A 24102-nucleotide genomic window follows, 5' to 3' on the forward strand; every position below is an offset into this window, starting at 1 on the left:
CATGAGCTGGGGGCGGCAGGGAGCGTTCATGGGGAAGTGGCTGCCCGGATTCTCGCGGAGGTCGCAGGCGCGCATTCAGGACCGCGTGTCACGGCTCGGCGCCCGCATGACGGCCACCCCCAGACCCGAGTTCAACGCCAGGCTCCGCGAGCAGCTCACGCAGTCACCTCCCGGGGAGGACGTCCCCGAGCAGCGACCTGCGGGCCCCCGCCACTCCCGCCGGAGGTCCCGGCCGGGGCTGCTCCCGCGGTTGCTGAGCATCGCCATGGTGGCCGCGATGGTGGCATCCGGCATGTGGACCTACCGGTCGATGCCCGGTGACACCTTCTACCCGCTCAAGCGCGCCGCCGAGAGGACGCTGTTCCACCTGAGCAGCGACGACGCCGAGCGGGCCGACCGCTCCTTCGGCTACGCCGAGACCCGCGCCCGCGAGGTCAAGGAACTCCTGGGCTCCGGCGAGGGCGAGGGCGAGGGGGAAGGAGAGCGCGAGGAGGTGATCGGGGAGACCCTCCAGGCCATGGCGGACACCACGCGCTCCGCGGTGACCTCGCTGCGGCAGATGCGGCGCCGCGACTCGGCGAGCGCCAAGGAGCTCAAGCGCTTCGTCCAGAAACAGCGCACCCAGATCGCCGGGATGATCCCCAAGATGGGCGCGGAGAACCAGCGCAAGGCCCACGTCTACCTCAACTACATCGAGGGCCTGGCCCCACCCGGGTGACCGGTCCGGTACGGGACTCCTCCCGCCGCCTCGAACCGCCGGGCCGCCCTCCCGCCCTGGACCGCGACAACGGACCAGAACCCCGGCCCCGCCGGGCTCGCGGGATGGCGTACGACACCAAGACGTCACATCCGACTCATACCAACGTTACCGATCTCATCCCCCCGCCCCGGTTAAGCTGAGGTGCTATGAGGCGGCTACTACGACGGCGGGACGAAGCGGAGACGGCCAGGCGGGCGACGGTCGGGGAGGTCGCGGCGGGCGAGGTCGCCGCCGCGGCCGCCGTGGCGATGCCGATGGCCGAGCCCGACCTGGTGGCCGCCGCCTTCTTCGACGTCGACAACACCATGATGCGCGGCGCCTCCATCTACCACTTCGCCCGCGGCCTCGCCTCCAGGGGCCTGTTCACCAGCAAGGATCTGTTCAGGTTCGCGATCGGCCAGGTGGTCTTCCGGATCCGCGGCGACGAGAACCCCGCGCACATCGACGAGGCCAGGGAGACGGCGCTGGCGTTCGTCGCGGGCAACAAGGTCGAGGAGATCGTCCGGCTCGGTGAGGAGATCTACGACGAGGTGATGGCGGACCGCATCTGGGCGGGCACCCGCGCCATCGCGCAGGCACACCTCGACGCGGGCCAGCGGGTCTGGCTGGTCACCGCGACCCCGGTGGAGCTGGCCCGGGTGATCGCCCAGCGCCTCGGCCTCACCGGCGCGCTCGGCACCGTCGCCGAGACCGAGAACGGCGTCTACACCGGCCGTCTGGTCGGCGACCTGCTCCACGGCCCCGCCAAGGCGGAGGCCGTCAGGGCCCTGGCCCGCAGGGAGGGGCTCGACCTGTCCCGCTGCTCCGCCTACAGCGACTCGGCCAACGACCTGCCCCTGCTCTCCCTCGTCGGCCGCGCCACCGCGATCAACCCGGACGCCGAGCTGCGCGAGTTCGCCCGGCAGAACAGCTGGGACATCAAGGACTTCCGTACGGGGCGCAAGGCGACCATGATCGGCCTGCCCATCGCGGCGGGTGCCGGAGCCGTCGCGGGCGGCATCGCCGCCGCCGTCGCCCTGCGCCGCCACTACCGCTCCGGCCGCTGACCCCCGCTCTCAGTGCCCCCGGCACTCTCAATGCTCCTCCGGCCCTTCTCGCGGTACGCCGAAGGACCGCGAGAAGCCTCGAAGCTCTGGAGAAAGCCCTGGAAAGCCCTAGAAAAAGGGCGGGAAGGCGTGGCCGCGCCTGAGGCGGAGCTCGTCGAGCTGCTGCTGGACGACCTCCCTGACCTGGTCGGTGAGGTTGAAGACCAGCATGGGGTCGTCGGCGTCGGCGGGGTCGAGCTCGTCGGTGCGGATCGGCTCGCCGAAGCCGATCATCCACTTGGACGGGAGCGGGACCAGCCCGAGGGGCCCGAGCCAGGGGAACAGCGGCGTGACCGGCAGGTAGGGCAGACCGAGCACCCTGGCCAGGATCCGCAGGTCACCGATCTTGGGGTAGATCTCCTCCGCGCCCACGATGGCGCAGGGCACGATCGGCACGCCCGCGCGGATGGCGGAGGCGACGAAGCCGCCCCGGCCGAAGCGCTGCAGCCGGTAGCGGTCGGAGAACGGCTTGCCGACCCCCTTGAAACCCTCGGGGAAGACGCCGACGACCTCGCCCTTACGGAGCAGCCGGTCGGCGTCCTCGCGGCAGGCGAGGGTGTGGCCGGTCTTGCGGGACAGGTGGCCGAGCACCGGGAGCCGGTAGACCAGGTCGGCCCCCAGAAGGCGGAGCGCGCGACGTGCGGGGTGGTCGTCGTACAGGGCCACCTGCAGCATGAGCCCGTCGAGCGGGAGGGTGCCGGAGTGGTTGGCCACGATCAGGGCTCCGGAGTCGCCGGGCACGTTGTGCACGCCCACGGTCTCGGTACGGAACCAGTGGCGGTACAGCGGGCGGATCAGCTCCAGCAGCACCCTGTCGGTGAGCTCCGGGTCGAACCCGAACTCGTCGACCTCGTAGGCTCCGGTCACCCGGCGGCGCAGGAAGGCGAGCAGCCCGGCCAGCCGGTGATCGTCGCCTTTCTCACCGGCCGGCGGCCCGGGGAAAGGCCACCCGGCGTCGGGGTCGGGCCCACCGGACTCCTCCGAGAAGCCGGACGTCTCCGGGAGGGGGTCTCCGGACGTGCCGGACGTCTCCGGGAAGGGACCACCGGGCGCGCCGGGAGAGGCGTCGGACGTGCCGGGGAGGTGTTCGCGGGAGGCGCGGGCCCTGGTGATGGGAATCACCTCGGCGTCCTCGCTCCCCGCGGCCCTCTCGCTCATCCGGTCACCGGCCGCGACACCAGGTCCATCAGGGCGGCGGGAAGGCCCCCGGCCAGGTCACGCGCGCGGATGAAGTCCTCGAAGGCGGCCGCGGTGGAGAACTTCGGCCTCCGGCCGAGCGCGGTGGACAGCGCGGTGCCGTCGACCACGCGGCCGTGGCACATCAGGCGGAGCTGCTCGGGGGAGAATCCGACGAGTCCCGCGCTCCGGGCGAGGTCGCCCATGAAGCGGAAGACGGGAGAGGGGACGGGCATCGGGAGCAGGCCCGCCCTGCGCGCGCACTGCGACAGGAGCAGCACGCCGTCTCCGGCCACGTTGAACGTGCCGGGGTGGTCCTCCATCGCCATCCGCCGCAGCACCTCGACCGCGTCGTCCTCGTGGACGAACTGCAGCCGCGGGTCGAACCCGAGCACGGTCGGCAGGACGGGCTGGGTGAAGTAACGCGTCAGCGGTGAGTCGACCCCGGGTCCCATGAAGTTGGCGAACCTGAGCGTCGACACGGTCACGTCGCGGCGCCGCCTGGCGAAGCCCCGGACATAGCCCTCCACCTCGGAGGCGTCCTTGGCGTAGCCACGGCTCGGCGGCTCTCCCGGCTCGGCGTCCTCGGTGAAGACCGCGGGGTCGTGCGGGGAGGAACCGTAGACGGCGGTGGTCGAGCGCATGACGACCCGGCGGACCGTCGCGGACCGCTGACAGGCACCGAGCAGTTGCATGGTGCCGATGACGTTGTGCTCCTTCATGAGCGCGCGGCCGCCGCTCCTGGGAGGAGCGCTCACCAGACTCATGTGAACGACTGTGTCGATGTCGGCGGCCGCGATCACCTGGGCGATGTCGGGGCTGCGCAGGTCGACGCGGACGAACTCCGTCCGGCCGAGAGGTACGCCGCCATCACGTGAGAGCGAGGGCGGCGGCACCGTATCCACTCCGATGACCCGGTCGACGTCCGGGTCATCCGCGAGAACGCTCGCCACTCGGGCGCCGATGTGGCGCGAGACCCCGGTGACAAGCACGGTGTGGGTCATCGGCGCCTCGCAGATCCGCGCTACTTCTTGTTACGCCGCTGGATGCGGGTCTTCTTGAGAAGCTTGCGGTGCTTCTTCTTCGCCATGCGCTTACGGCGCTTCTTGATCACAGAGCCCACGGGACCCCCAGGTAGCTGGTAGCCGAGAATGTCGAACCGGTGCGCGAGAGCACACCGGCACAACAGACTACCGGCGATCCACGGTAGATCGCCCCTGGGGGGACCCCGGGCGCATGAACTCACGACGTGGCGACCACGTCGCTACCCCGACGAGACAGGGGCCGGCCCCCCAACGGTCAAACCGGAAATTGTGCCCCGGTCAGACCGGAAGGAGCAGGACCACGAACGCCCGGCGCGTCTGGCTCACCTCACGGCCGGATCGTTCCCCCCGGCCGCTCGGCTCGACGCGTCGAGCCCATCCCTGCCTCAACCTGCCTCGATGTAGGCATCCCTCAGATAATCGTGGACCGCCTGCTCCGGCACCCGGAAGGATCGACCGACCCGGATGGCCGGCAGCTCGCCCGAATGCACGAGTCGGTACACAGTCATCTTGGACACCCTCATGACAGTGGCCACTTCTGCCACCGTCAGGAACTTCACCTCACTGAGAGGTCTTTCGCCTGCACCCATCGGACGCCTCTTCCGCACGTGTATCCGGGTTATCCCCACTGGTGCCATTGCTCACGCACGTGTACTGCCGTCAGCGTAAGTCGGGACCCCTGTCACGCAAACCCCCTATTTTCTCAGCCTCCGGAGTCCCACGTCAGCGAAACAGCTGAAATCGCTGGCCAGCAGCCGGACCGTGCCCCTCGCATTGATCTTGGAACGGACCAACTGTCTCCCATTAGAGTCGCCCACAATCGCCAAAAAGTTGGCAAACGGTCGGCGAGCTGCGTGGAATGCAGGCGCGAAATGCCCGTATAGGGATGTCCTAATTTGCGCATCCCCCGTCTCAGAGGGCTCGCACGACCCTCTCGACCAGGTGGTTCGTCAGCGGTTCGTAATACCTCGGTAGCACGTTGTCATCGAGGGGGACGGTGACCGCGATCTTGCCCTCGGCCTCGCCGACGAAGAGGGCGGGGTCGTTGCTGTCGGCGAACCCGACCGTGAGGATGCCCGCCTCGCCCGCCGCCCCGGCCCAGCCGTGGTCGGCGATCACCAGATCGGGACGGTCCGCGTCCAGCTCGGCGATCATGGCGCGCATCGGGGCGGGGTCGTGGGTGTGCACGAAGGCACCCTTGTCGTCGAGCATCGCGACGTCGTCCAGATAGCGGATCTTGCGCCTGCGGCCGAACCCGCTGCCCCAGTACGACCAGCCCTCGGCCGGGGCCATCAGGGTCACGCCGCGCGCCCTGAGCATCCGGCCCACGGCCATGTGGATGGTGAGCAGGCCGGTGGGGTGCCCGGTGGCGATCAGGATCTTGGGACTCTCCCCCCGGAGCACCCCCGCGATCGTGTCGCCCATCTTCTCGACCGCCTCGATCGTGCGGTCGGGGTCGATGGTGTCCTGTCCCTCCCGGTGACCGGGATCGGCCACGACCCCCGCGGACTTGGCCATCAGCTCCAGCACGTCCCGGTAGGACCAGGCTCCGTCCATGGTCAACCCGAACATGTAGTGCGGATCGCGGTTGGAAAGCGACCGGTAGTGGTCCAGGTTGTTCTCCCGGCTGGTCGCCACGTCACCGGCGATCCGGGTACGGACCAGGTGCTCACGAAGCTCAGCGCGGGTCATCGGCGACGCCTCGCGTCGCGGCTCGGGTGCTGAGATCCGGTGGCTTCCCTCGTCACTCATCCGCTCGTCCACCGCCAAACGCGACGCCTCGCGTCGCGGCTCGGGTGCTGGAATCCGGTGACTTCCCTCGTCACTCATCCGCTCGTTCCTCGCTGTTTCGTTCCTCGGTCCAGTTCACCGGCGCACCCTCGTGGGTCGCTTCGTTCCTCAGTCCGGTTCACCGGCGGACCGGGTGTCACGGGAGGGGGTCGAGCCCGTGGAAGGGGAAGACGGCATTCCTCGTCGCCATGATGGCCCGGTCGATCGGGTCTGCTGGGTCATAACCAGCGGAGAAATCGCGAAATTCCGGATCCCGACCATCGGTCATCGTCAGCGGCGCCGTCTGGTTGGTCCGTTCCTTGACGAACGTACGCCACGCTTCGGGAGTGGCGGTCCCGGGATCGAGAGGGTGGCCCGCCACCTCCGCGATCAGGTGGGTCCACGCCCGGGGGACGACCTGCACCAGCTCGTACCCCCCGCCGCCGGTCACGACCCACCGCCCGCCCGCGGTCTCGTGGGCCAGCCGGTGCAGGGCCGCGTACGCGGTCCGCTGGCCGTCCAGGCTGAGCATGAGGTTGGCCAGCGGATCGAGGGCGTGGCTGTCGCAGCCGTGCTGGGTGACCATGACGTCGGGGGCGAACTCCCGCAGCAGCGGCGGGACCACCGCGTGGAAGGCCCTGAGCCAGCCGCTGTCGCCACATCCGGCGGGCAGGGCCACATTCACCGCGGTGCCCTCCGCGCCGCGCTCCTCGGGGAATCCGGTGCCGGGGAAGAGGGTGCGGGGGCTCTCGTGCAGGCTGATGGTGAGAACCCTGGGGTCGTTGTAGAAGAGCGCCTGCACGCCGTCACCGTGGTGCACGTCCACGTCCACGTAGGCGATCTTGGACGCGCCCTGGGCCAGCAGCCACGCGATCGCCGCGCCCGGGTCGTTGTAGATGCAGAACCCGCTCGCCCTGGCGGCCATCGCGTGGTGCAGGCCGCCCGCGACGTTGACCGCGTGCTCGGCCTCTCCGCTCCACACCGCGCGAGCCGCGGCCAGGCTGGCGCCGGTGATCAGCGCGGACGCCTCGTGGACCCCGGGGAAGGCGGGGTTGTCCGTGGTGCCGATCCCGTAGGCCACCTCGGCCCGTCCGGTGGCGGAGACCCGTTTGACGGCCTCGATGTAGTCGCGCTCGTGGACGAGCGCCAGCTCGTCGTCGGTGGCGGGCGCGCAACCGCCCATCTCCACCTGGTCCAGCACGCCGAGCTCCCTGGCCAGCGCCATGGTCAGCTCGACCCGCACGGGCGCGAGAGGGTGACCGGGGCCGAAGTCGTACGAGGTGAGCGCATCGTCCCAGACAACCCGCACGGACCGGCTCATGCGCACTCCCTGTCTGGTCGCGACGCCGCGCGTCACGGCCGATCTTCCTGCTCCCGGCTCGACGTTACCGCACGTGTACGGAATGGCGTTTACGCGACCGCCTCGGAGAACGAACCCGTTTTCATCTAAGTGAAATATCCCGATTTATTGCTATTAACAGGCATGTTTAGCTGCGCAGAGGCTCCGGCACTCTTCTCCGGCCCCCTTCTGGAGTCCCGGACGTCCCTGGAATGGCCGTACCCCCGCCGGGGAGGTCAAACAGATCAGGCGGATCAGGCGGAGGAGGAGACTCTGCGCAGTCCCCTGACGGCGGGGACCAGCAGGAGGGCGGCACACCCGGCGACCGCCACGATCGAGGAACCGGTGAGCAGCTGCGGCGCGCCCACCGCCCCGGCCACCGGACCGGCGAGCACCTGCCCGATCGGGATGAACAGGGTCGAGCCGGCGACCTCGTACGCCGTGACCCGGTTGAGCGCCTCCGCCGGGACCTGGGTCTGGATGCTCGTGGCCCACATGACCGACCAGAACGCCCATCCGGCGCCGCCGATCACGTGCGCGGCCATGAGGACCGCGGGCGGCGACGCCACGGCGATGGAGAGCGGCTCCAGGGCGAAGCCGAACAGGCCGATCGCGCCGGCCATCAGCGGCCGTCCCGGGCGGACCCGCATCGCGACCAGGCCGCCGACGATGGTGCCCGCGCCGGAGGCGGACATGACCAGGCCATAGGCGGTCTCGCCGAGCCGCTCGCTGACCAGTACCGAGCCCAGCGGGATCATCGGGCCGAACAGGGTGACCCCGAAGACCGCCCAGACCAGGATCACCGACCACATCCAGGTCCTGGACCGGAACTCCTGCCAGCCCTCGAGCAGGTTGCGCCACATCGACCGCTCGGCGACCGGCCCCGCGACCACCGGCAGGCGCAGGAGGAGCAGGCACACCGCGCTGACGGTGAACCCCGCGGCGTCGATCGCGAAGACGACGCCGACCCCGGAGAAGCCGACGATGGCGCCCGCGACGCCGGGACCGGCCAGCAGCATGATCGACTCGGAGACGCGCAGGGTGGCGTTGGCCCTCTGCACGTCCCGCGCCACGCGCGGGACCGTGCTGGAGACGCCCGGCTGGTACATCGCGGCGGCGACACCGTTGATCGCGGAGATGACGAGGATCTGCCAGAGGTCCGGCCTGCCGAAGACGAACAGCGCCGCGGCGGTCCCCTGGCTCAGCACCCTGACCGTGTCGGCGCCGATCATCATGCGGCGCGGCGTGAACCTGTCGGCGAAGACCCCGCCGAACAGGATGAGCACCGCGAAGGGCGCCATCCACGCGGCCAGCGCCAGCCCCACGCCCGTGGAGCCGTAGCCGAGCCCGCCCACGCCCACCGCCGTCGCGAACGGGACCATCGCGGCCCCGAGCATGGAGACGGACCTGGCGGTGAAGAAGAGCAGGAAGCTCCGCGTCCAGACAGCGGGTTCGGTCTGTTCGCCCTGCTCATCCGCCGATACGGCCTGCCCCACGATCGCCTCTTTCCCCCGGAGTCCCGCGGGAAATGATGCCGTATGTAGGAAAGTTTCCTAATAGAGGGGTGGGCTAAGCCTCCAGCTCAGCCCTCGCCCCGGCCGGCTCGGCCCTCGCCTCAGCCCTCGGCGAGCTGGCGTCCCCGGTCCCTGGCGGCCTCGATGGCGGCCAGGAAGGCGGCGCGGACGCTGTGCCGCTCCAGCTCGGCGATGGCCGCGATGGTGGTGCCGCCCGGCGAGGTGACCGCCTCGCGGAGGATCACCGGGTGCTCCCCCGAGTCGCGGAGCATGATCGCCGCCCCGACGATCGACTGGGTGACCATGTCGAGGGCTGCCGCGCGGGGCATGCCCAGCAGGATGCCGGCGTCGACCATGGCCTCGACCAGGTAGAAGAAGTAGGCGGGACCGCTGCCCGACAGGGCCGTGGCCGCGTCCTGCTGCGACTCGGGGATGCGCAGCACCTTGCCGACCGGGCTGAACAGGTCCTCGGCCCGCTTGAGGTGCTCCTCGGAGGCGTGCGCGCCCGCGGAGATCACGCTCATCGCCTCGTCGACCAGCACCGGCGTGTTGGACATGACCCGGACCACCGGGACCTCGGCACCGAGCCGCGACTCGACGAACGAGGTCGTGATGCCCGCCGCCGCCGAGACGACCAGGCGGTCGGCCGGGATGTGCCCCGCGATCTCGGCGAGCAGGGCCCCCATGTCCTGCGGCTTGACCGCGAGGATGATCGTGTCGGCGTCCTTGGCCGCCTCGGCGTTGGAGGCCACCCGCACGCCGTACCGCTCCGCGAGGGCCCGGCCCCGCTCGGCACGCCGCGCCGTCGCGATCACGTCACCCGGCTTGAACCCGGCCCTGAGCAGCCCGGACAGCAGGGCCTCACCCATCTTGCCGGTGCCAAGAATCGCGATCATGTGAGCACCTCGAAATCGTGGATCGGAACTCCCCGCAGCCTATCGGCCCCGCCACCGGGGGAATCCTCCCTCGTGACGCTGTTGGCGATGTATGCCACATACATATGACACCAACATAGGAGGGGTGAATGAGCGTTACTCAAATCGACCTCGACGATGAAGCTCTCGCCGAGGCGATGCGGATGCTGGGCACCACCACGAAGAAGGACACGGTGAACGCCGCCCTGCGGGAATACGTGACGCGCGTCAGGCGCATCGAGGCACTGGAGGCCCTCTCCGCCCGAGCGGCCCGAGGAGAGTTCGACGACGCGGCGAAGGCGCGTCAGTCGGCGAAGCAGGCCCGGGACGACACCTTCTCGTGATCTCCTACCTGGCGGACACATCCGCCCTGTGGCATCTCTTCCGCACCCCGGAAACGCAGGAGGCGTGGGCCGACCGGATCGCCTCTGGAGCGCTGAGCATCTGCGAGCCCACGCGAACCGAGTTCCTGCACTCCGCGACCGGCCCGGCTCACCGCGACGAACTGGAAGCGGAGCTCAATGCCCTCTGCCGCTTGGCGGCCGTACCCAAGTCCGCCTGGCGTTGGGTGGAGAACGCGCAGTACAAGCTCACCCAGAAGGGCCGGCACCGTTCCGCCGGGCCGATCGACCTGCCGTTGTGCGCGACCGCCGTACACCACGGGTTGACCGTTTTGCACGTCGATCAGGACTTCGTCACTGTGTCGGCGGTCATGACCGAGGTCCGGCAGCGCGATGTCAGAGTCTTCTGAACCTCTCCGGAGCCCGATCCGTCTTAGGGGTATGCGTATGATCGCGACCTCTTTCCTGGCCGGAAGCCTCCTGCTGGCGCTGGGCTGCGGCACCGACCCCAGCGCCACGGTCACCGCCGTCTCTCCCACACGACCCGCGAGCCAGGCCACCACCGTCCCCGGCGCCCCCTCCGCGCCGGCGAGCCACGGCGTGGCCCCCCGGGAGGAGCCCACGAGCGGCGCCCCCAAACCGACGAAACCCGAGGGCCACACCGAGAACCCCCGCAAGGTCAGGTGGCTGAAGGCCAAGCCGTCGAAGGACGGCCGGAGCCTGCGGATCACCTGGTGGTCCGGGGTCGAGCCGTGCAACGTACTCGACCGGGTCACCGTGCGCGAGACCTCCAAGCGGGTGACCGTCACCCTCTGGGAGGGCCCGAGCAGCAAGGCCCAGAACGTCGCCTGCATCGAGATCGCCATCCAGAAGGTGACGACCGTCAAGCTCAAGAAGCCCCTCGGCGCCCGCAAGGTCGTCGACGGCGCCCGCTGACGCGGCACCCCGACACGAGGGAAACCCGGGAGAAGGCGGGAGAAGACCGCGGCGACAGACCGCGGGAGAAGGCCGCGCCGGGGCGGGAGCCGGAGTACGAGTACGCCCTCGACGGGCGGTGACCGTCCTCCGGGGTACGCCCCCGGCGGGCGGCCGAGACGCCCCGCCCGCTCCGGAGCCCCGTTCCCGAAAGCCGTTCAGCCCCGTTCCCGAAAGCCGTTCAGGAACGGCCCTCGGAACTCGTCCCCAAGCCGGGCGAGGCGTCGCACGCCCCCGTGGACGGTGACCGGGCGGCCCCGCTCACCTCCGGGGAACGATCCCGCGTGTTCCCTCGTCAGAGGGATGACGGACACCGATGACGGACCTCACAACGTTTCTCGGGAAACCAGGAATGCCGCAGCGCGTCCGAGGGTTGAGCCCAGTAGACTCAAGTCGTTTGACAAACGTCACACGAGGTTCCACTATGAGTCTCATCGACTCAACTTTGACTACAAGGACGTACTCATGGCACGTGCGGTAGGTATCGACCTGGGGACGACCAACTCCGTCGTCTCGATTCTTGAGGGCGGTGAGCCCACCGTCATCGCCAACGCTCAGGGTTCGCGGACCACGCCGTCCGTGGTCGCGTTCGCGAAGAACGGCGAGGTCCTCGTCGGTGAGGTCGCCAAGCGGCAGGCCGTCACCAACGTCGACCGGACGATTCGCTCGGTCAAGCGCGAGATGGGCACCAACTGGTCCGTCGAGATCGACGGCAAGAAGTCCAACCCGCAGCAGATCAGCGCCTTCGTGCTGCAGAAGCTGAAGCAGGACGCCGAAGCCTACCTGGGCGAGAAGATCACCGACGCGGTGATCACCGTTCCCGCCTACTTCAACGACGCCCAGCGCCAGGCCACCCAGGAGGCCGGCACCATCGCCGGCCTGAACGTGCTGCGCATCATCAACGAGCCCACCGCCGCCGCGCTGGCGTACGGCCTCGACAAGGAGAAGGACGAGACCATCCTCGTCTTCGACCTCGGCGGCGGCACCTTCGACGTGTCCCTGCTCGACGTCGGCCAGGAGGACGGCCACGGCTTCGTCGAGGTCAAGGCCACCAGCGGCGACAACCACCTCGGTGGCGACGACTGGGACCAGCGCGTCGTGGACGAGCTGGCCAACCGGTTCAAGAACGCGCACGGCGTCGACCTGACCAAGGACAAGATGGCGCTGCAGCGCCTGCGCGAGGCCGCGGAGAAGGCCAAGATCGAGCTCTCCAGCCAGTCGGAGACCTCCATCAACCTCCCCTACATCACCGCCTCGGCCGAGGGCCCCCTCCACCTGGAGGAGAAGCTCACCCGCGCCGAGTTCCAGCGGATCACCGCCGACCTCCTCGAGCGCTGCAAGGGCCCGTTCAACCAGGTCGTCAAGGACGCCGGGATCAAGGTCTCCGACATCGCCCACGTGGTGCTCGTCGGCGGCTCGACCCGCATGCCCGCCGTGGCCGAGCTCGTCAAGGAGCTGACCGCGGGCCAGGAGCCCAACAAGGGCGTCAACCCGGACGAGGTCGTGGCCATCGGCGCCGCCCTCCAGGCCGGCGTGCTCAAGGGCGAGGTCAAGGACGTCCTGCTGCTCGACGTGACCCCGCTGAGCCTGGGCATCGAGACCAAGGGCGGGATCTTCACCAAGATCATCGAGCGCAACACCACGATCCCGACCAAGCGCTCCGAGGTCTTCACCACGGCCGAGGACAACCAGCCGTCGGTGCAGATCCAGGTCTACCAGGGCGAGCGCGAGATCGCCGCGTACAACAAGAAGCTGGCCACCTTCGAGCTGACCGGTATCGCCCCGGCGCCGCGCGGCATCCCGCAGATCGAGGTCACCTTCGACATCGACGCCAACGGCATCGTCAACGTCTCCGCCAAGGACCTCGGCACCGGCAAGGAGCAGACGATGACGATCACCGGCGGCTCCGCGCTGCCGAAGGACGACATCGAGCGCATGATGCGCGAGGCCGAGTCCTACGCCGAGGAGGACAAGAACCGCCGCGAAGAGGCCGAGACGCGCAACAACGCCGACTCGCTCGTCTACCAGACCGAGAAGTTCCTCGGCGAGAACGCCGAGAAGGTCCCCGACGACATCAAGAACGAGGTCAACGAGGCCGTCAGCGAGCTCAAGAAGGCTCTGGAGGGCACCGACTCGTCCGTGATCCGCGCCTCCGCGGAGAAGCTCGCCACGGTCAGCCAGAAGATGGGATCCGCCATCTACGCCCAGGCGCAGGGGTCGGAGACCCCGGCCGGCGCTCCCGACGCGGACGCCACCACCGGCGGCGGGCAGAAGGCCGACGACGACGTGGTCGAGGCCGAGATCGTGGACGACGAGCCGAAGCGCGACAGCGGCGCCAAGTGACGGGCGGAAAGCCGAGGGGAGCACCAGCGTGAGCACGCGCGAGAACGGTTCCGAGGAGGAGCCGGTGATCCGCGACAACCGGAAGATAGACCCGGAGACAGGGCAGGTACGCGAGACGGGCCCGGCCGAGACCACGGGCCAGAACGACAAGGAGCAGGCGGCCGACAGGTCGTCCTCCCTCGCTGCCGACCTGGCCTCGATCGAGCTGGCCACCCAGCTCGCCGAGCGCACCGCGGACCTGCAGCGCCTCCAGGCCGAGTATTCCAACTACCGCAAGCGGGTCGAGCGGGACCGGGTCGCGGTCAAGGAGCAGGCGGTGGCCGGCGTGCTGGCCGAGCTGCTGCCGGTCCTCGACGACATCGGCCGGGCCCGTGACCACGGGGAGCTGACCGGCGGCTTCGCCAAGGTGAGCGAATCACTGGAGACGGCCACCGGGAAACTGGGGCTGAGCACGTTCGGTGCCAAGGGCGAGCCGTTCGATCCGACGGTGCACGAGGCTCTGATGCACAGCTACTCCCCCGACGTCACGGAGCCGACCTGCGTGGAGATCCTGCAGCCCGGTTACCGGATCGGCGAGCGAGTGCTCCGCCCCGCGCGCGTCGCGGTCGCGGAGCCAGAAGAGCCCGCCGCGGACGACAACTGACACCCCCACATCTGATCTCTGAGAAGGAACGTAGATGAGCACCAAGGACTACCTGGAGAAGGACTACTACGCCGTCCTTGGTGTGCCGAAGACCGCTACGGCCGATGAGATCAAGAAGGCGTACCGGAAGCTGGCCAGGCGGTATCACCCGGACGCCAACCCAGGAAGCTCGGCGACCTCCGAGAGCACCGCCAAGTTCAAGGAGGTCTCGGAGGCGTACGACATCCTCTCCGACACCAAGCGCCGCAAGGAGTACGACGAGGCGCGGGCGCTGTTCGGCTCGGGCGTCGGCGGCTTCCCGGGGGCGGGTGGCGCCCAGCGCGGGGGTGGCTTCCCGTTCGACCTGGGAGACCTGTTCGGGGGGACCGGCCAGCAACAGCAGCAGAGCGGCGCCGGAGAGCGCATCGGCGACATCTTCGGCGGGCTCTTCAACCGGGGCGGCGCGAGCCGCCCCGGGGGGGCGACGACGAGGGCGCGGCGCGGCCAGGACATCGAGTCCGAGGTCACGCTCTCCTTCTCCCAGGCGGTGGAGGGCACCACGGTGTCGCTCCGCCTGACCAGTTCCTCCGCGTGCACCGGATGCGGAGGCACCGGCGCCAAGGCCGGAACGACCCCGCGGGTCTGCCCGACCTGCGAGGGCACCGGGGCGGCCAGCCGTAACCTCGGCAACTTCGCCTTCTCCGAGCCGTGCCGCGACTGCAAGGGCCGCGGCCTGCTGGTGGACGACCCGTGCCCGGTGTGCGACGGGAGCGGGCGGGGCAAGAGCACCCGCACGATCCAGGCCCGCATCCCGGCGGGGGTCGGCGACAACCAGCGCATCAAGCTCAAGGCCAAGGGTGCGCCCGGCGAGAACGGCGGTCCCGCCGGTGACCTCTACGTCCTGATCCACGTCAAGCCGCACCCCGTGTTCGGCAGGACGGGGGAGAACCTGACGGTCACCGTCCCGGTGACCTTCACCGAGGCCGCGCTGGGCGCCGAGATCAAGGTGCCGATCCTGAAGGGGCTGCCGGTCACGCTGCGCATCCCCGAGGGCACCCCGAACGGCCGCACCTTCCGGGTGCGCGGCAGGGGCGTGGCCCGCAAGGACGGCACCAAGGGCGACCTGCTCGCCACGATCGAGGTCCTGGTGCCGCAGCAGCTGGAGGACAAGGCGAGGGGCGCCCTTGAGGAGTTCCGCGACGCCACCATGGGTGGTGACCCGCGGGCGGACCTGATCGAACAGGCCAGGAGCGAGTAGCCGTGGAAGCCAACTACTTCGATCTGTCGGACGACACACCCGTCTACGTGATCTCAGTGGCCGCCCAGCTGTCGGGCCTGCACCCGCAGACCCTGCGCCAGTACGACCGTCTCGGCCTGGTCAGTCCGGGCCGGACGGCCGGTCGTGGACGCCTGTACTCCACCCGCGACATCGTGATGCTCCGCGAGGTCCAGCGGCTCTCCCAGGAGGAGGGCATCAACCTCGCGGGCATCAAGCGAATCCTGGTCCTCGAGACGGAGGCGCTGCGCCTGCGTGACGAGAACCACCGCCTGCGCGCGGAGATGAACATGATCCGCGCGCTCATCCAGTACCAGCTGCCCCCCGCCTGAGACTCCGTCCCACGCCTTCAAGGACACGTCCGTGACCGGCCCGTGAGAACGCGCCGGTGTCACGGCCGACCCGTGAGGACCCCGCCGGGCCGGCGTCGCCATCTGACACAGCACTTTCGAGTGAGGCCTGACAAGCATGGACTACAAGCTCACCCAGAAGAGCCAGGCGGCGGTCTCCTCCGCCATCAGGCGGGCGGCCGCCGAGGGTAATCCCGAGGTCGCCCCGGCCCATCTGTTCACCGCGCTGCTCGCCCAGACCGGCGGCACCGCCGTACCCCTGCTCGAAGCGGTGGGGGCCGACTGGAAGCAGTTGCGCGTCGAGGCGGAGAAGCAGCTCGCGGCCCTGCCCAAGGCGCAGGGTTCCACGGTCAGCGCCCCGTCGAGCTCCCGGCAGCTCCTCACCGTGATGAACACCGCGGCCCAGCGGGCCCGCGGGCTTGAGGACGACTACGTCTCGACCGAGCACCTGCTGGTCGGTCTCGCCACCGACGGCGGTCCCGTCGCCGCGCTGCTCAAGGCGAACGGCGCGAGCCCGAACGCGCTGCTCGACGCCTTCGAGAAGGTGCGCGGGCACGCCAGGGTGACCAGCGAGACGCCGGAGGACACCTACCAGGCGCTGGAGAAGTACGGGATCGACCTGACCGAGCGGGCCAGGGCGGGCAAGCTCGACCCGGTGATCGGCCGCGACTCGGAGATCCGGCGCGTCATCCAGGTGCTCAGCCGCCGTACCAAGAACAACCCGGTGCTCATCGGCGAGCCCGGCGTCGGCAAGACCGCGGTGGTCGAGGGGCTGGCCCAGCGGATCGTCGCGGGCGACGTCCCCTCCAGCCTGCGCGACAAGCGCCTGATCGCGCTCGACCTCAGCGCGATGGTCGCCGGCGCCAAGTTCCGCGGCGAGTTCGAGGAGCGCCTCAAGGCGGTGCTCGGGGAGATCAAGGAGAGTGACGGCCAGGTCGTCACCTTCATCGACGAGCTGCACACCATGGTCGGCGCGGGTGCCGCCGAGGGCTCGATGGACGCGGGCAACATGCTCAAGCCCATGCTGGCCCGCGGCGAGCTGCGGATGATCGGCGCGACCACGCTGGACGAGTACCGCGAGCGCATCGAGAAGGACCCGGCGCTGGAGCGGCGGTTCCAGCAGGTGTACGTGGGCGAGCCCACCGTCGAGGACACCATCGCCATCCTGCGCGGCCTCAAGGGCCGCTACGAGGCGCACCACCAGGTCCAGATCTCCGACGGCGCGCTCGTCGCCGCCGCCGCGCTCTCCGACCGCTACATCACCTCCCGCTTCCTGCCCGACAAGGCGATCGACCTCGTCGACGAGGCGGCCTCCCGGCTCCGCATGGAGATCGACTCCCGGCCGGTGGAGATCGACCAGCTCCAGCGGAACGTCGACCGGATGAAGATGGAGGAGCTGGCGCTCGCCAAGGAGACCGACGAGGGCAGCCTGCAGCGGCTGGAGCGGCTCCGCAAGGAGCTCGCCGACCGCCAGGAGGACCTCAACGCCCTGGTCGGCCGCTGGGAGCGGGAGAAGGCCGGGCTCAACCGGGTCGGCGACCTGAAGAAGCAGATCGACGAGGTGCGCGGCGCCGCCGAGCGCGCGCAGCGCGACGGCGACTTCGAGGCCGCCTCGCGGCTGATGTACGCCGAGGTGCCCAAGCTGGAGGCCGAGCTCGCCGAGGCCAGCAAGGCCGCCCAGCCCGAGGACGCCATGGTCAAGGAGGAGGTCGGCTCCGACGACATCGCCCAGGTGATCTCCTCGTGGACCGGCATCCCCGCGGGCCGGCTGCTGGAGGGCGAGACCAGCAAGCTGCTGCGTATGGAGGAGGAGCTCGGCAGGCGGCTGATCGGCCAGCGTCAGGCGGTCGAGGCGGTCTCCGACGCCGTACGGCGGGCGCGGGCGGGCATCTCCGACCCGGACCGGCCGACCGGCAGCTTCCTCTTCCTCGGCCCGACGGGCGTTGGCAAGACGGAGCTGGCCAAGGCGCTCGCGGACTTCCTGTTCGACGACGAGCGGGCGATGGTCCGCATCGACATGAGCGAGTACGGCGAGAAGCACAGCGTCGCGCGCCTGGTGGGCGCACCTCCCGGCTACATCGGCTACGAGGAGGGCGGCCAGCTCACCGAGGCCGTGCGGCGCAGGCCCTACGGCGTGGTGCTGCTGGACGAGGTCGAGAAGGCCCACCCCGAGGTCTTCGACATCCTGCTCCAGGTGCTCGACGACGGGCGGCTCACCGACGGACAGGGCCGGACGGTCGACTTCCGCAACGTGATCCTGATCCTCACCTCCAACATCGGCTCGCAGTTCCTGGTGGACCCGGGCATGGCGAAGGAGGCCCAGCGGACCGCCGTGATGGCCGCGGTCAGGAACGCGTTCAAGCCGGAGTTCCTGAACCGGCTCGACGACGTCATCCAGTTCGACGCGCTCGGCACCGAGGAGCTGTCCAGGATCGTGGACCTGCAGGTCGTCCACCTGGCCAGGCGCCTGGCGGACCGGCGGCTCACGCTGACCGTGACCCCGGCGGCGCGCGACTGGCTGGCGCTGACGGGCTACGACCCGCTGTACGGCGCGCGCCCACTCCGCCGCCTCGTCCAGTCGGCCATCGGCGACAAGCTGGCCAAGGAGGTCCTCTCCGGCGAGGTCCAGGACGGCGACGAGGTGCTGGTCGACCTCGACGAGGCGAGCGACTCCCTGGTGATCGGCCCGGTAAGGACCTGACAGCGGGCCGGGCGGGGCCCGGTAAGGCCCGGTAACGGCCTGACCTCGGGCAGGCGGGGCCGGTAATGGCTTGACCACCATTGCGCTAAGCCCGCCCCTCTGCGGGACCCCCCTGTTACGTTCGGTTTTCATCGGATTACCGAACGCAACAGGGGGATGCGCATGTCGAACTCATCACGGAACATCCGAGGGATCCTCGCGATGGCGGTGCTCACGGTCGGCGCCGGTCTCACGATGGTCTCTCCGGCGTCGGCGGAGGTCGCGCCCTGCCCTGAGCAGGGCACGGCGGCCGCGCTGGGGGCTCCCGGGCCGGTGGATCCCACGTGCGAGGAGACCGGCACCGCCGGGACCGCCGTGACACCCGAGGGGTCGCAGGCCGCGAGCGGCGCCGTGACGCCGCCGGCCGTCACCGCCGAGACGCCGGTGACGGCGGGCGGCACGGGTACGACCACCGGCGCGAGTTCGGCCACCGGCACGGAGACGACCACCGGCACGGAAGCGCCGCCGGTCGTGGACGGCGCCCAGGCACCGGTGGCCGGAACGGAGACGCCGGCGACCGCGGAGGCGCCGACGACGGAGACGCCCGCGACGGTGAGCGGCGCGGAGACGCCCGCGGCCGTGGAGGGCGCCCAGGCACCGGTGGCCGCGAACGTCGGCGAGACGTCCGTGACCGCTAACCGGCTCGCCCACGTCACCGACCTGCCCCAGCTCGCCCAGCCCGCCGCCGTGCTCAGCTTCACCGACGCCGGGGGCGTCGCCGCGGGCACCGGATTCCACGCGCTGCCCTTCGGGCAGTCGAGCCTTCCCGGTCACGAGTGGACGACCTCGTGGGTGAGCGTCATGGCCGAGGCTCCGGACCTGCCCGGCCTGCCGGGCGCGCCGAGCGCTCCCGGCGACGGCATCAGCTGGCTGCGGGCACCGGCGCCTCCGGCTCCGGCCCCGGCCCCGGCCCCGGCTCAGGGTGAGCTCGCCGAGGCGGCCGCGCCGGAGGCGCCGGTCACCGAGCCCGCGCCCCCGCTGCCCGTTCCCGCCCCGGCGGACGCGGCCGCCGAGAACCTGCCGTCGGCCGACCTGCCCAACGTCGACCTGCCCGCGGCGGAGCTGCCCACTGCGGACATGTCCACCGCGGACATGCCCACGGAGGAGTCGCCTGCCGCCGTACGCCCGGAGACCCCCGCGCTGCCTGACGCCCCCACCGTCGGCACCGCGACGGAGGGCACCGCGAGCGACACCACCACCGAAGGCGCCACGAGCGGCACCGCGACGGAGAACACCGCGAGCGACACCACCACCGAGGGCACCGCGAGCGACACCACCACGAGCGGCACCACCACCGAAGGCGCCACGAGCGGCACCGCGACGGAGAACACCGCCCCCGAGGGCACCACGGGCGGCACCGCGACGGAGAACACCGCGAGCGACACCACCACCGAAGGCACCGCGGCGGCTCCCCTTCCGGCACTGGAGGGGACGCAGCCCGACCTCGACGTGGAGTAAATCTCCGTACGGAGTGAACCTCGACGTGGAGTAGGACGCGCAGGAAACGGTGGATCGGCCACCGGTCCGCGGACCGGAACGGATCCACCGGGAAACCATCGCAGGGGAGGGCCGTGCCTCACAGGGCACGTCCCTCCCCTTCCGCGTGCGGGACCGACGAGAGCCGACGAGGGCACCGTCAGTGCGAGGGGCGTCCGGCCCTCAGTGCGAGGCGTCCAGGAGGGCGTCGAGTTCGTCCTCGGGAAGCCCGAGGTCGACGCGGATCCGGTAGCGGGTTCTGAGCAGGGCGATGTGCTCGCCGCTGCCCTCCACCGCCCGGTGCGCCCCCTCGGTGGCCCACTGATGGGCCTCCCCGAGATCGCCGTAGGCGACGAGAGTCTCGGCGACCGTGAGGGCGGTGGCCGCGGTGACGTCACCGGCGGCGCGGATCGCCGCGATCACCTCCCTCGCCTCGGCCGGCCGTTCGAGCTCGAAGAGGGTGTCGGCGATCCCGGCCCGGGGGTCGACGCTCACCTCGCCGCCGTCGTCCACCGCCCGCTGGAAGCAGTCGAAGGCACGGGCGGGCTGCCCGGCCTGTCTCCACTCCTCGGCGGCGAGCACGAGGATCGCCGCCCGTGATATGTCGCCGGACGCGTACGCCTCGACCAGGGCTTCTAGTCGCCGGGCCAGGTCTTCGTGATCGTCGGCCAGAAGTGCCTGCTCAAGCAATCGATCAAGTTGCTCACGTGTCACATGCGCCACATCGCGAGAGTACCGAGCGACGCTCGACCGCGTACGGCCAACGGCAGGTATTGGCCACCTTACCTTAGGCAAACCTACGACTACGCTGCGCGTTTTTCTCCAGCAAAACGGGCATATGAGCGACGAGTCCTGCTAGAGGAGCGTGTCACGGGGAGGAGCCGCGATGGGCATGTCCAAGCAGACATCGTTCACGTTGATGCTCCTCCTGGCCTTCTCGGTGGTCGTTCCGGGGTCCGCCGGATACCTGTCGGTCAAGATGGAGGCGATCGGTCAGGCCCACCGGGAGTTGCTCACCCTGGAGAGCCGGATCCGCGCCGAGAGGCTCGCCGCCCGCATCAGGAAGATGGAACGAGCCTACCGGGACCGGCGTCTCCAGCCGATCATCTCGTCCGGCCGCGAGCCGTGCGCCCCCTCCCTGAGATCCCGTGACGAGCCGGGACCGCGGCCGTCCGGACCCGCCGCGGTCGTGCCCGTGCCAGTGGCGGACGGGGAGCCGGTGGCGGGCGGGGAACGGTCACGCGAGGGGCGGTTGCGCGCGCGGAGACACGTCGAGAGACAAGTCGCCCAGGGGCAGGGCACCCGGGAACGGCGCACGCGAGGACCGGACACGCGGCCGCCGGACACGGGAGTGCCGGGAACACCGAGGCAGGACGTGCGGGAGCCCGAAGCGCAGAGGCTGACGGCGCAGGGGCGCCCCGGGTCCGGGACGACCGCTGAGGCCGCCCCCGTGGAGCGGTGGCCCCAGCTCGAACGCCGGGGCAGGCCGTATCGGGAAGGGGAGGCGCGAGAGGAGGACGCGTCCACCGCGCCGGACGCGATCGGCGCCGAGAGGGCTCCGGAGGGCACCGGCGCGTCCCCTGGCGCGTTCCCCGGCGAGGATCTCCCTCCCGGCCCCCCGCGGACCGCCCCACGGGCGAACTGACGGCCCACGCCCTCGCGCCTCGCTCTTCCCGGGTACGCCGGAAGCCTTCAGGCCGAGACACACGCGACTCGCCCCGCCCACGTCCCTCAAACCGAGACATGCGCGGTTCGGCCTTCGCGCGACTCGCCCCCCTGCGTCCCTCGAACCGAGACACGCGCGACTCGCCCCGCCCACGTCTATCAAGACGAGAGACGAGCGGGTCGGCCTGCCGCGCGGCTCGCCCCACCCGGGTCTCTCAGGCCGAGACGCGGGCGAACTGACGGTTCAGGTAGCCGCGGATCAGGCGCTTGGCCTCGGCCACGATCTCCGGGGCGCCGTTCGGGTCGCGCCGGAAGGCGAGCTTGAGCACGGCGTCACCGGCCTCCACCGCGACGAGGATGGCCAGGTCGAACTCCTCGCTGTCGGCCAGCCCGTACTCCTGCAGGAGGAGGCCGCGCAGCCGTCCGGCGATCACCGTGTTGTTCTCGGACCCGGGGTCGAGCAGGTTGAGGTCGACGACGTCACCGAAGTGCAGGGACCGGAAACCCGGCACGGTCCTGTGCATCTCCACGTACTCGTCGATGATCGCGTCGACCGCGTCCCACCAGCCCGCGTAGTCCTCCAGCAGGAAGCGCCGGCCGATCCGGGAGACGAACCCCTCCACGTGGCGCCGGGTCACCGCCTGGGTGAGGGCACGCTTGTCGGGGAAGAACTGGTAGACCGAACCGATCGCGACTCCCGCGCGCTCGGCGATCCTCGTGGTGGAGAGCGCGTCGTAGCCGATCTCGTCCAGCAGGTCGGCACACGCGTCGAGCATCCGCTCGACCCGTCGCGCGCTTCGTCGTTGGGTGGGTTGACGCCGTAGTGGAGCCTCACCCGGCTCCTCGCAGGAGATGGTGGACACCACCCCATCTTGCCCCTCTGACAGAGCGGGGTCAGTGCTTATTCGTCAATCGCGAGATTTCTCCACCCGCGGTGAGCCGGGCGAGCCTGGCCAGGCGGCGGGTGAGCGCCGGGGAGAGCCGCGAGAGCGCGTAGCCGATCCTGCCTTCGGCGTTCACCGCGACGACGGGCAGGTCGCGGTGAACGGCGCGCAGGATGTGCGCGGCCACCCGCTCGGGCGGGTACCCGCGCGCGGCCAGCGCCCTCCCCGCCGGCTCCCCGGCGACCTCGGCGAACTCGCCGACGTAGGTCGCGTTCCGCGCGATCGCGGTGGAGACGAACCCCGGGCAGATCGTGGAGACCCCGATCCCCTGCTCGGCGAGCTCGGCGCGCAGGCAGTCGCCGAGCATCTTCACCGCCGCCTTCGACGTCGAGTACGCGGGCAGCAGCCTGCTGGGGAGGAAGGCGGCGAGCGAGGCCACGTTCACGATGTGACCGCCCTGGCCGCGCTCGGCCATCTGGGCGGCGAACAGACGGCAGCCGTGGATGACGCCCCACAGGTTCACGTCCAGGGTGCGCCGCCAGTCGTCGGCCGAGTGGTCGAGGAAGGGACCCGCCACCGCGATCCCCGCGTTGTTGACCACGATGTCGGGCACGCCGTACCGGTCCCTGACCAGCCGGGCGAACTCCTCCATCCCCGCGGCGTCCGCGACGTCCACCCGGTGGGCGTGCGCCGCACCCCTGCCTCCGCCCCTGCCCCCGCCCCTGCTCCCGCCTCCGCCTCCGCCTCCGGCGACGTTGATGCCCTCGGCGGTGCGGCGCGCGGCGTCGAGGTCGATGTCCGCGCAGACCACCTCGGCGCCGTGCGCGGCGAAGGCGCGGGCGGTGGCCCGCCCGATCCCGCCGCCCGCGCCGGTGACCACCACCAGGCGGCCGTCGTACGGCCCGCGCTCGCCGGGCCGGTCCCTGCGCAGCTCCCGGGAGGGCGGCGCCCCCTCGACGTGCTCGGCGAACTCGGCGATCATGCGGGCGAGCACCTCGGGATGGCTGCGCTGCACCCAGTGGCCGGCGGGGACGCGACGGTGCCACAGGCCGGGCGCCCAGCGGTGCGCCGAGGCGAGCAGCGCGGGGGAGACGAACGGATCCTTGGTGGCCTCGACGAGCTGGACGGGCGTCCGCGGCACGGGCGCGACGGGAGACGCGCCGCGTCCGGTCAGCATGTTGGCCCGGTAGAGGCCGAGACCGTTCAGGGCGTCCCTGACGAGGGTCTCCGCCGGGTGCCCCGGACGTTCCGGCGCCCGCACCGACCGGTTCAGCACGCGCGGCAGCACGGCGCGCAGCACGAGCTCGGGGACGACGGGGATCTGGAAGGCACCGATGTACCAGCTCCGCAGGAGCTGCCCGGCGACCTCGCGCGGCCTGCCGTGCCGTACGAAGCGCGCGGCCTGGTCCAGGTGCGGGCCGCCGACGGAGGTGAAGGAGAGGATCCGCTCCTCGATGCCCGGCCTGCCGATCACCTGCCAGCCCTGGATGGACCCCCAGTCGTGCCCCACGAGGTGCACCCCCGGCTTGCCCACCGCGTCGAGGACCGCGGCCAGGTCGGCGGCCAGGTGGTCGTAGCCGTAGCCCTCGGTGGCGCGCGGGGCGCCGGAGAGCCCGGCGCCGCGGACGTCGTAGCGGACCACGTGGAAGCGGTCCTCCAGCAGCGCGGCGACCTCGTCCCAGACCCGATGGGTGTCGGGGTAGCCGTGCACGAGCAGGACGGTCGGGGCCGCGGGGTCCCCCTGTTCGAACAGTGCGAGCCGGACGTCGCCCGACTCCACCCACCGCATCACGACCCCTGCCCGGACAGCACCGGCCGGACGTGGCCGA

22 protein-coding genes and 1 pseudogene are annotated in these 24102 nt (G+C 70.7%); 12 read left to right on the forward strand and 11 right to left on the reverse strand.

Features of this window, described 5'->3' with window-relative positions; genetic code table 11:
* The first annotated feature begins 28 nt into the window (after nt 1–28).
* Nucleotides 29–718 carry a DUF5667 domain-containing protein gene (locus tag ACFFRH_RS05390; protein ID WP_344747351.1) on the forward strand — a complete coding sequence of 230 codons (690 nt, stop codon included), beginning with the start codon at nt 29–31 and terminating at the stop codon, nt 716–718.
* Between the two features lie 188 nt (nt 719–906).
* Nucleotides 907–1806, forward strand: coding sequence for an HAD family hydrolase (locus ACFFRH_RS05395; protein ID WP_386154648.1), 900 nt, complete (start codon nt 907–909; stop codon nt 1804–1806).
* Nucleotides 1807–1914: 108 nt separating this feature from the next.
* Here the strand turns inward: ACFFRH_RS05395 and ACFFRH_RS05400 are convergent, their stop codons facing one another.
* From ACFFRH_RS05400 to proC, 8 genes are all read right to left on the reverse strand, one after another.
* On the reverse strand, nt 1915–3003 hold the full coding sequence (locus ACFFRH_RS05400) for a lysophospholipid acyltransferase family protein (RefSeq protein ID WP_344747352.1): 1089 nt from the start codon (nt 3001–3003) through the stop codon (nt 1915–1917).
* Entirely contained in the window at nt 3000–4025 is a 1026-nt protein-coding gene (locus ACFFRH_RS05405; protein WP_344747353.1) for an NAD-dependent epimerase/dehydratase family protein, read from the reverse strand. The genes ACFFRH_RS05400 and ACFFRH_RS05405 overlap by 4 nt, the downstream gene beginning before the upstream one ends.
* 20 nt (nt 4026–4045) lie before the next feature.
* Entirely contained in the window at nt 4046–4144 is a 99-nt protein-coding gene (locus ACFFRH_RS05410; RefSeq protein ID WP_018654693.1) for a 30S ribosomal protein bS22, read from the reverse strand.
* A gap of 306 nt (nt 4145–4450) precedes the next feature.
* The gene (locus ACFFRH_RS05415) at nt 4451–4654 is read right to left on the reverse strand and encodes a helix-turn-helix domain-containing protein (protein WP_012887307.1); all 204 of its coding nucleotides are present in this window, start codon (nt 4652–4654) and stop codon (nt 4451–4453) included.
* A 322-nt stretch (nt 4655–4976) separates the two neighbouring features.
* Nucleotides 4977–5756 carry a phosphatase gene (locus ACFFRH_RS05420; protein ID WP_344747354.1) on the reverse strand — a complete coding sequence of 260 codons (780 nt, stop codon included), beginning with the start codon at nt 5754–5756 and terminating at the stop codon, nt 4977–4979.
* A gap of 235 nt (nt 5757–5991) precedes the next feature.
* Nucleotides 5992–7155, reverse strand: coding sequence for an acetoin utilization protein AcuC (locus ACFFRH_RS05425; protein WP_344747355.1), 1164 nt, complete (start codon nt 7153–7155; stop codon nt 5992–5994).
* Nucleotides 7156–7427: 272 nt separating this feature from the next.
* Nucleotides 7428–8669, reverse strand: coding sequence for an MFS transporter (locus tag ACFFRH_RS05430; protein ID WP_386154653.1), 1242 nt, complete (start codon nt 8667–8669; stop codon nt 7428–7430).
* Nucleotides 8670–8788: 119 nt separating this feature from the next.
* The gene (gene proC, locus ACFFRH_RS05435; protein ID WP_386154656.1) at nt 8789–9583 is read right to left on the reverse strand and encodes a pyrroline-5-carboxylate reductase; all 795 of its coding nucleotides are present in this window, start codon (nt 9581–9583) and stop codon (nt 8789–8791) included.
* A gap of 128 nt (nt 9584–9711) precedes the next feature.
* On the opposite strand from proC, the gene ACFFRH_RS05440 reads away from it, so the two are divergent.
* From ACFFRH_RS05440 to ACFFRH_RS05480, 9 genes and pseudogenes are all read left to right on the forward strand, one after another.
* The gene (locus tag ACFFRH_RS05440; protein ID WP_386154658.1) at nt 9712–9945 is read left to right on the forward strand and encodes a type II toxin-antitoxin system VapB family antitoxin; all 234 of its coding nucleotides are present in this window, start codon (nt 9712–9714) and stop codon (nt 9943–9945) included.
* The gene (locus ACFFRH_RS05445) at nt 9942–10352 is read left to right on the forward strand and encodes a PIN domain nuclease (protein ID WP_386154660.1); all 411 of its coding nucleotides are present in this window, start codon (nt 9942–9944) and stop codon (nt 10350–10352) included. Before ACFFRH_RS05440 ends, ACFFRH_RS05445 begins: the two co-directional genes overlap by 4 nt.
* Before the next feature lie 37 nt (nt 10353–10389).
* Complete coding sequence (locus ACFFRH_RS05450) at nt 10390–10878, forward strand: hypothetical protein (RefSeq protein ID WP_386154663.1); 489 nt, start codon at nt 10390–10392, stop codon at nt 10876–10878.
* 504 nt (nt 10879–11382) lie between these two features.
* On the forward strand, nt 11383–13260 hold the full coding sequence (dnaK, locus tag ACFFRH_RS05455; RefSeq protein WP_386154666.1) for a molecular chaperone DnaK: 1878 nt from the start codon (nt 11383–11385) through the stop codon (nt 13258–13260).
* A 28-nt stretch (nt 13261–13288) separates the two neighbouring features.
* Entirely contained in the window at nt 13289–13903 is a 615-nt protein-coding gene (gene grpE, locus ACFFRH_RS05460; protein WP_386154669.1) for a nucleotide exchange factor GrpE, read from the forward strand.
* A 34-nt stretch (nt 13904–13937) separates the two neighbouring features.
* Complete coding sequence (gene dnaJ, locus ACFFRH_RS05465) at nt 13938–15140, forward strand: molecular chaperone DnaJ (protein ID WP_386154672.1); 1203 nt, start codon at nt 13938–13940, stop codon at nt 15138–15140.
* A 2-nt stretch (nt 15141–15142) separates the two neighbouring features.
* Nucleotides 15143–15395 (forward strand): annotated as a pseudogene (locus ACFFRH_RS05470) (heat shock protein transcriptional repressor HspR); the annotation flags it as partial.
* 231 nt (nt 15396–15626) lie between these two features.
* On the forward strand, nt 15627–18209 hold the full coding sequence (clpB, locus tag ACFFRH_RS05475) for an ATP-dependent chaperone ClpB (RefSeq protein ID WP_386154675.1): 2583 nt from the start codon (nt 15627–15629) through the stop codon (nt 18207–18209).
* A gap of 201 nt (nt 18210–18410) precedes the next feature.
* A complete protein-coding gene (locus ACFFRH_RS05480; RefSeq protein ID WP_386154678.1) occupies nt 18411–19706 on the forward strand; it encodes a hypothetical protein in 1296 nt (431 codons plus the stop codon).
* A 201-nt stretch (nt 19707–19907) separates the two neighbouring features.
* On the opposite strand, the gene ACFFRH_RS05485 is transcribed toward ACFFRH_RS05480, so the two are convergent.
* Nucleotides 19908–20414: a hypothetical protein gene (locus ACFFRH_RS05485; protein WP_386154681.1), complete on the reverse strand. Its 507-nt coding sequence runs from the start codon at nt 20412–20414 to the stop codon at nt 19908–19910.
* Nucleotides 20415–20616: 202 nt separating this feature from the next.
* Between ACFFRH_RS05485 and ACFFRH_RS05490 the strand changes: the two genes are divergently transcribed.
* A complete protein-coding gene (locus ACFFRH_RS05490; RefSeq protein ID WP_386154684.1) occupies nt 20617–21369 on the forward strand; it encodes a hypothetical protein in 753 nt (250 codons plus the stop codon).
* A gap of 235 nt (nt 21370–21604) precedes the next feature.
* Here ACFFRH_RS05490 and ACFFRH_RS05495 read toward each other — a convergent pair whose 3' ends face one another.
* The gene (locus ACFFRH_RS05495) at nt 21605–22252 is read right to left on the reverse strand and encodes a TetR/AcrR family transcriptional regulator (protein WP_386154687.1); all 648 of its coding nucleotides are present in this window, start codon (nt 22250–22252) and stop codon (nt 21605–21607) included.
* Between the two features lie 31 nt (nt 22253–22283).
* On the reverse strand, nt 22284–24062 hold the full coding sequence (locus ACFFRH_RS05500) for an SDR family oxidoreductase (RefSeq protein WP_386154690.1): 1779 nt from the start codon (nt 24060–24062) through the stop codon (nt 22284–22286).
* Between the last annotated feature and the right edge of the window lie 40 nt (nt 24063–24102).

The organism is Streptosporangium vulgare (assembly GCF_042428775.1).
In the GTDB taxonomy this organism is placed as follows: Bacteria; Actinomycetota; Actinomycetes; order Streptosporangiales; family Streptosporangiaceae; genus Streptosporangium; species Streptosporangium vulgare.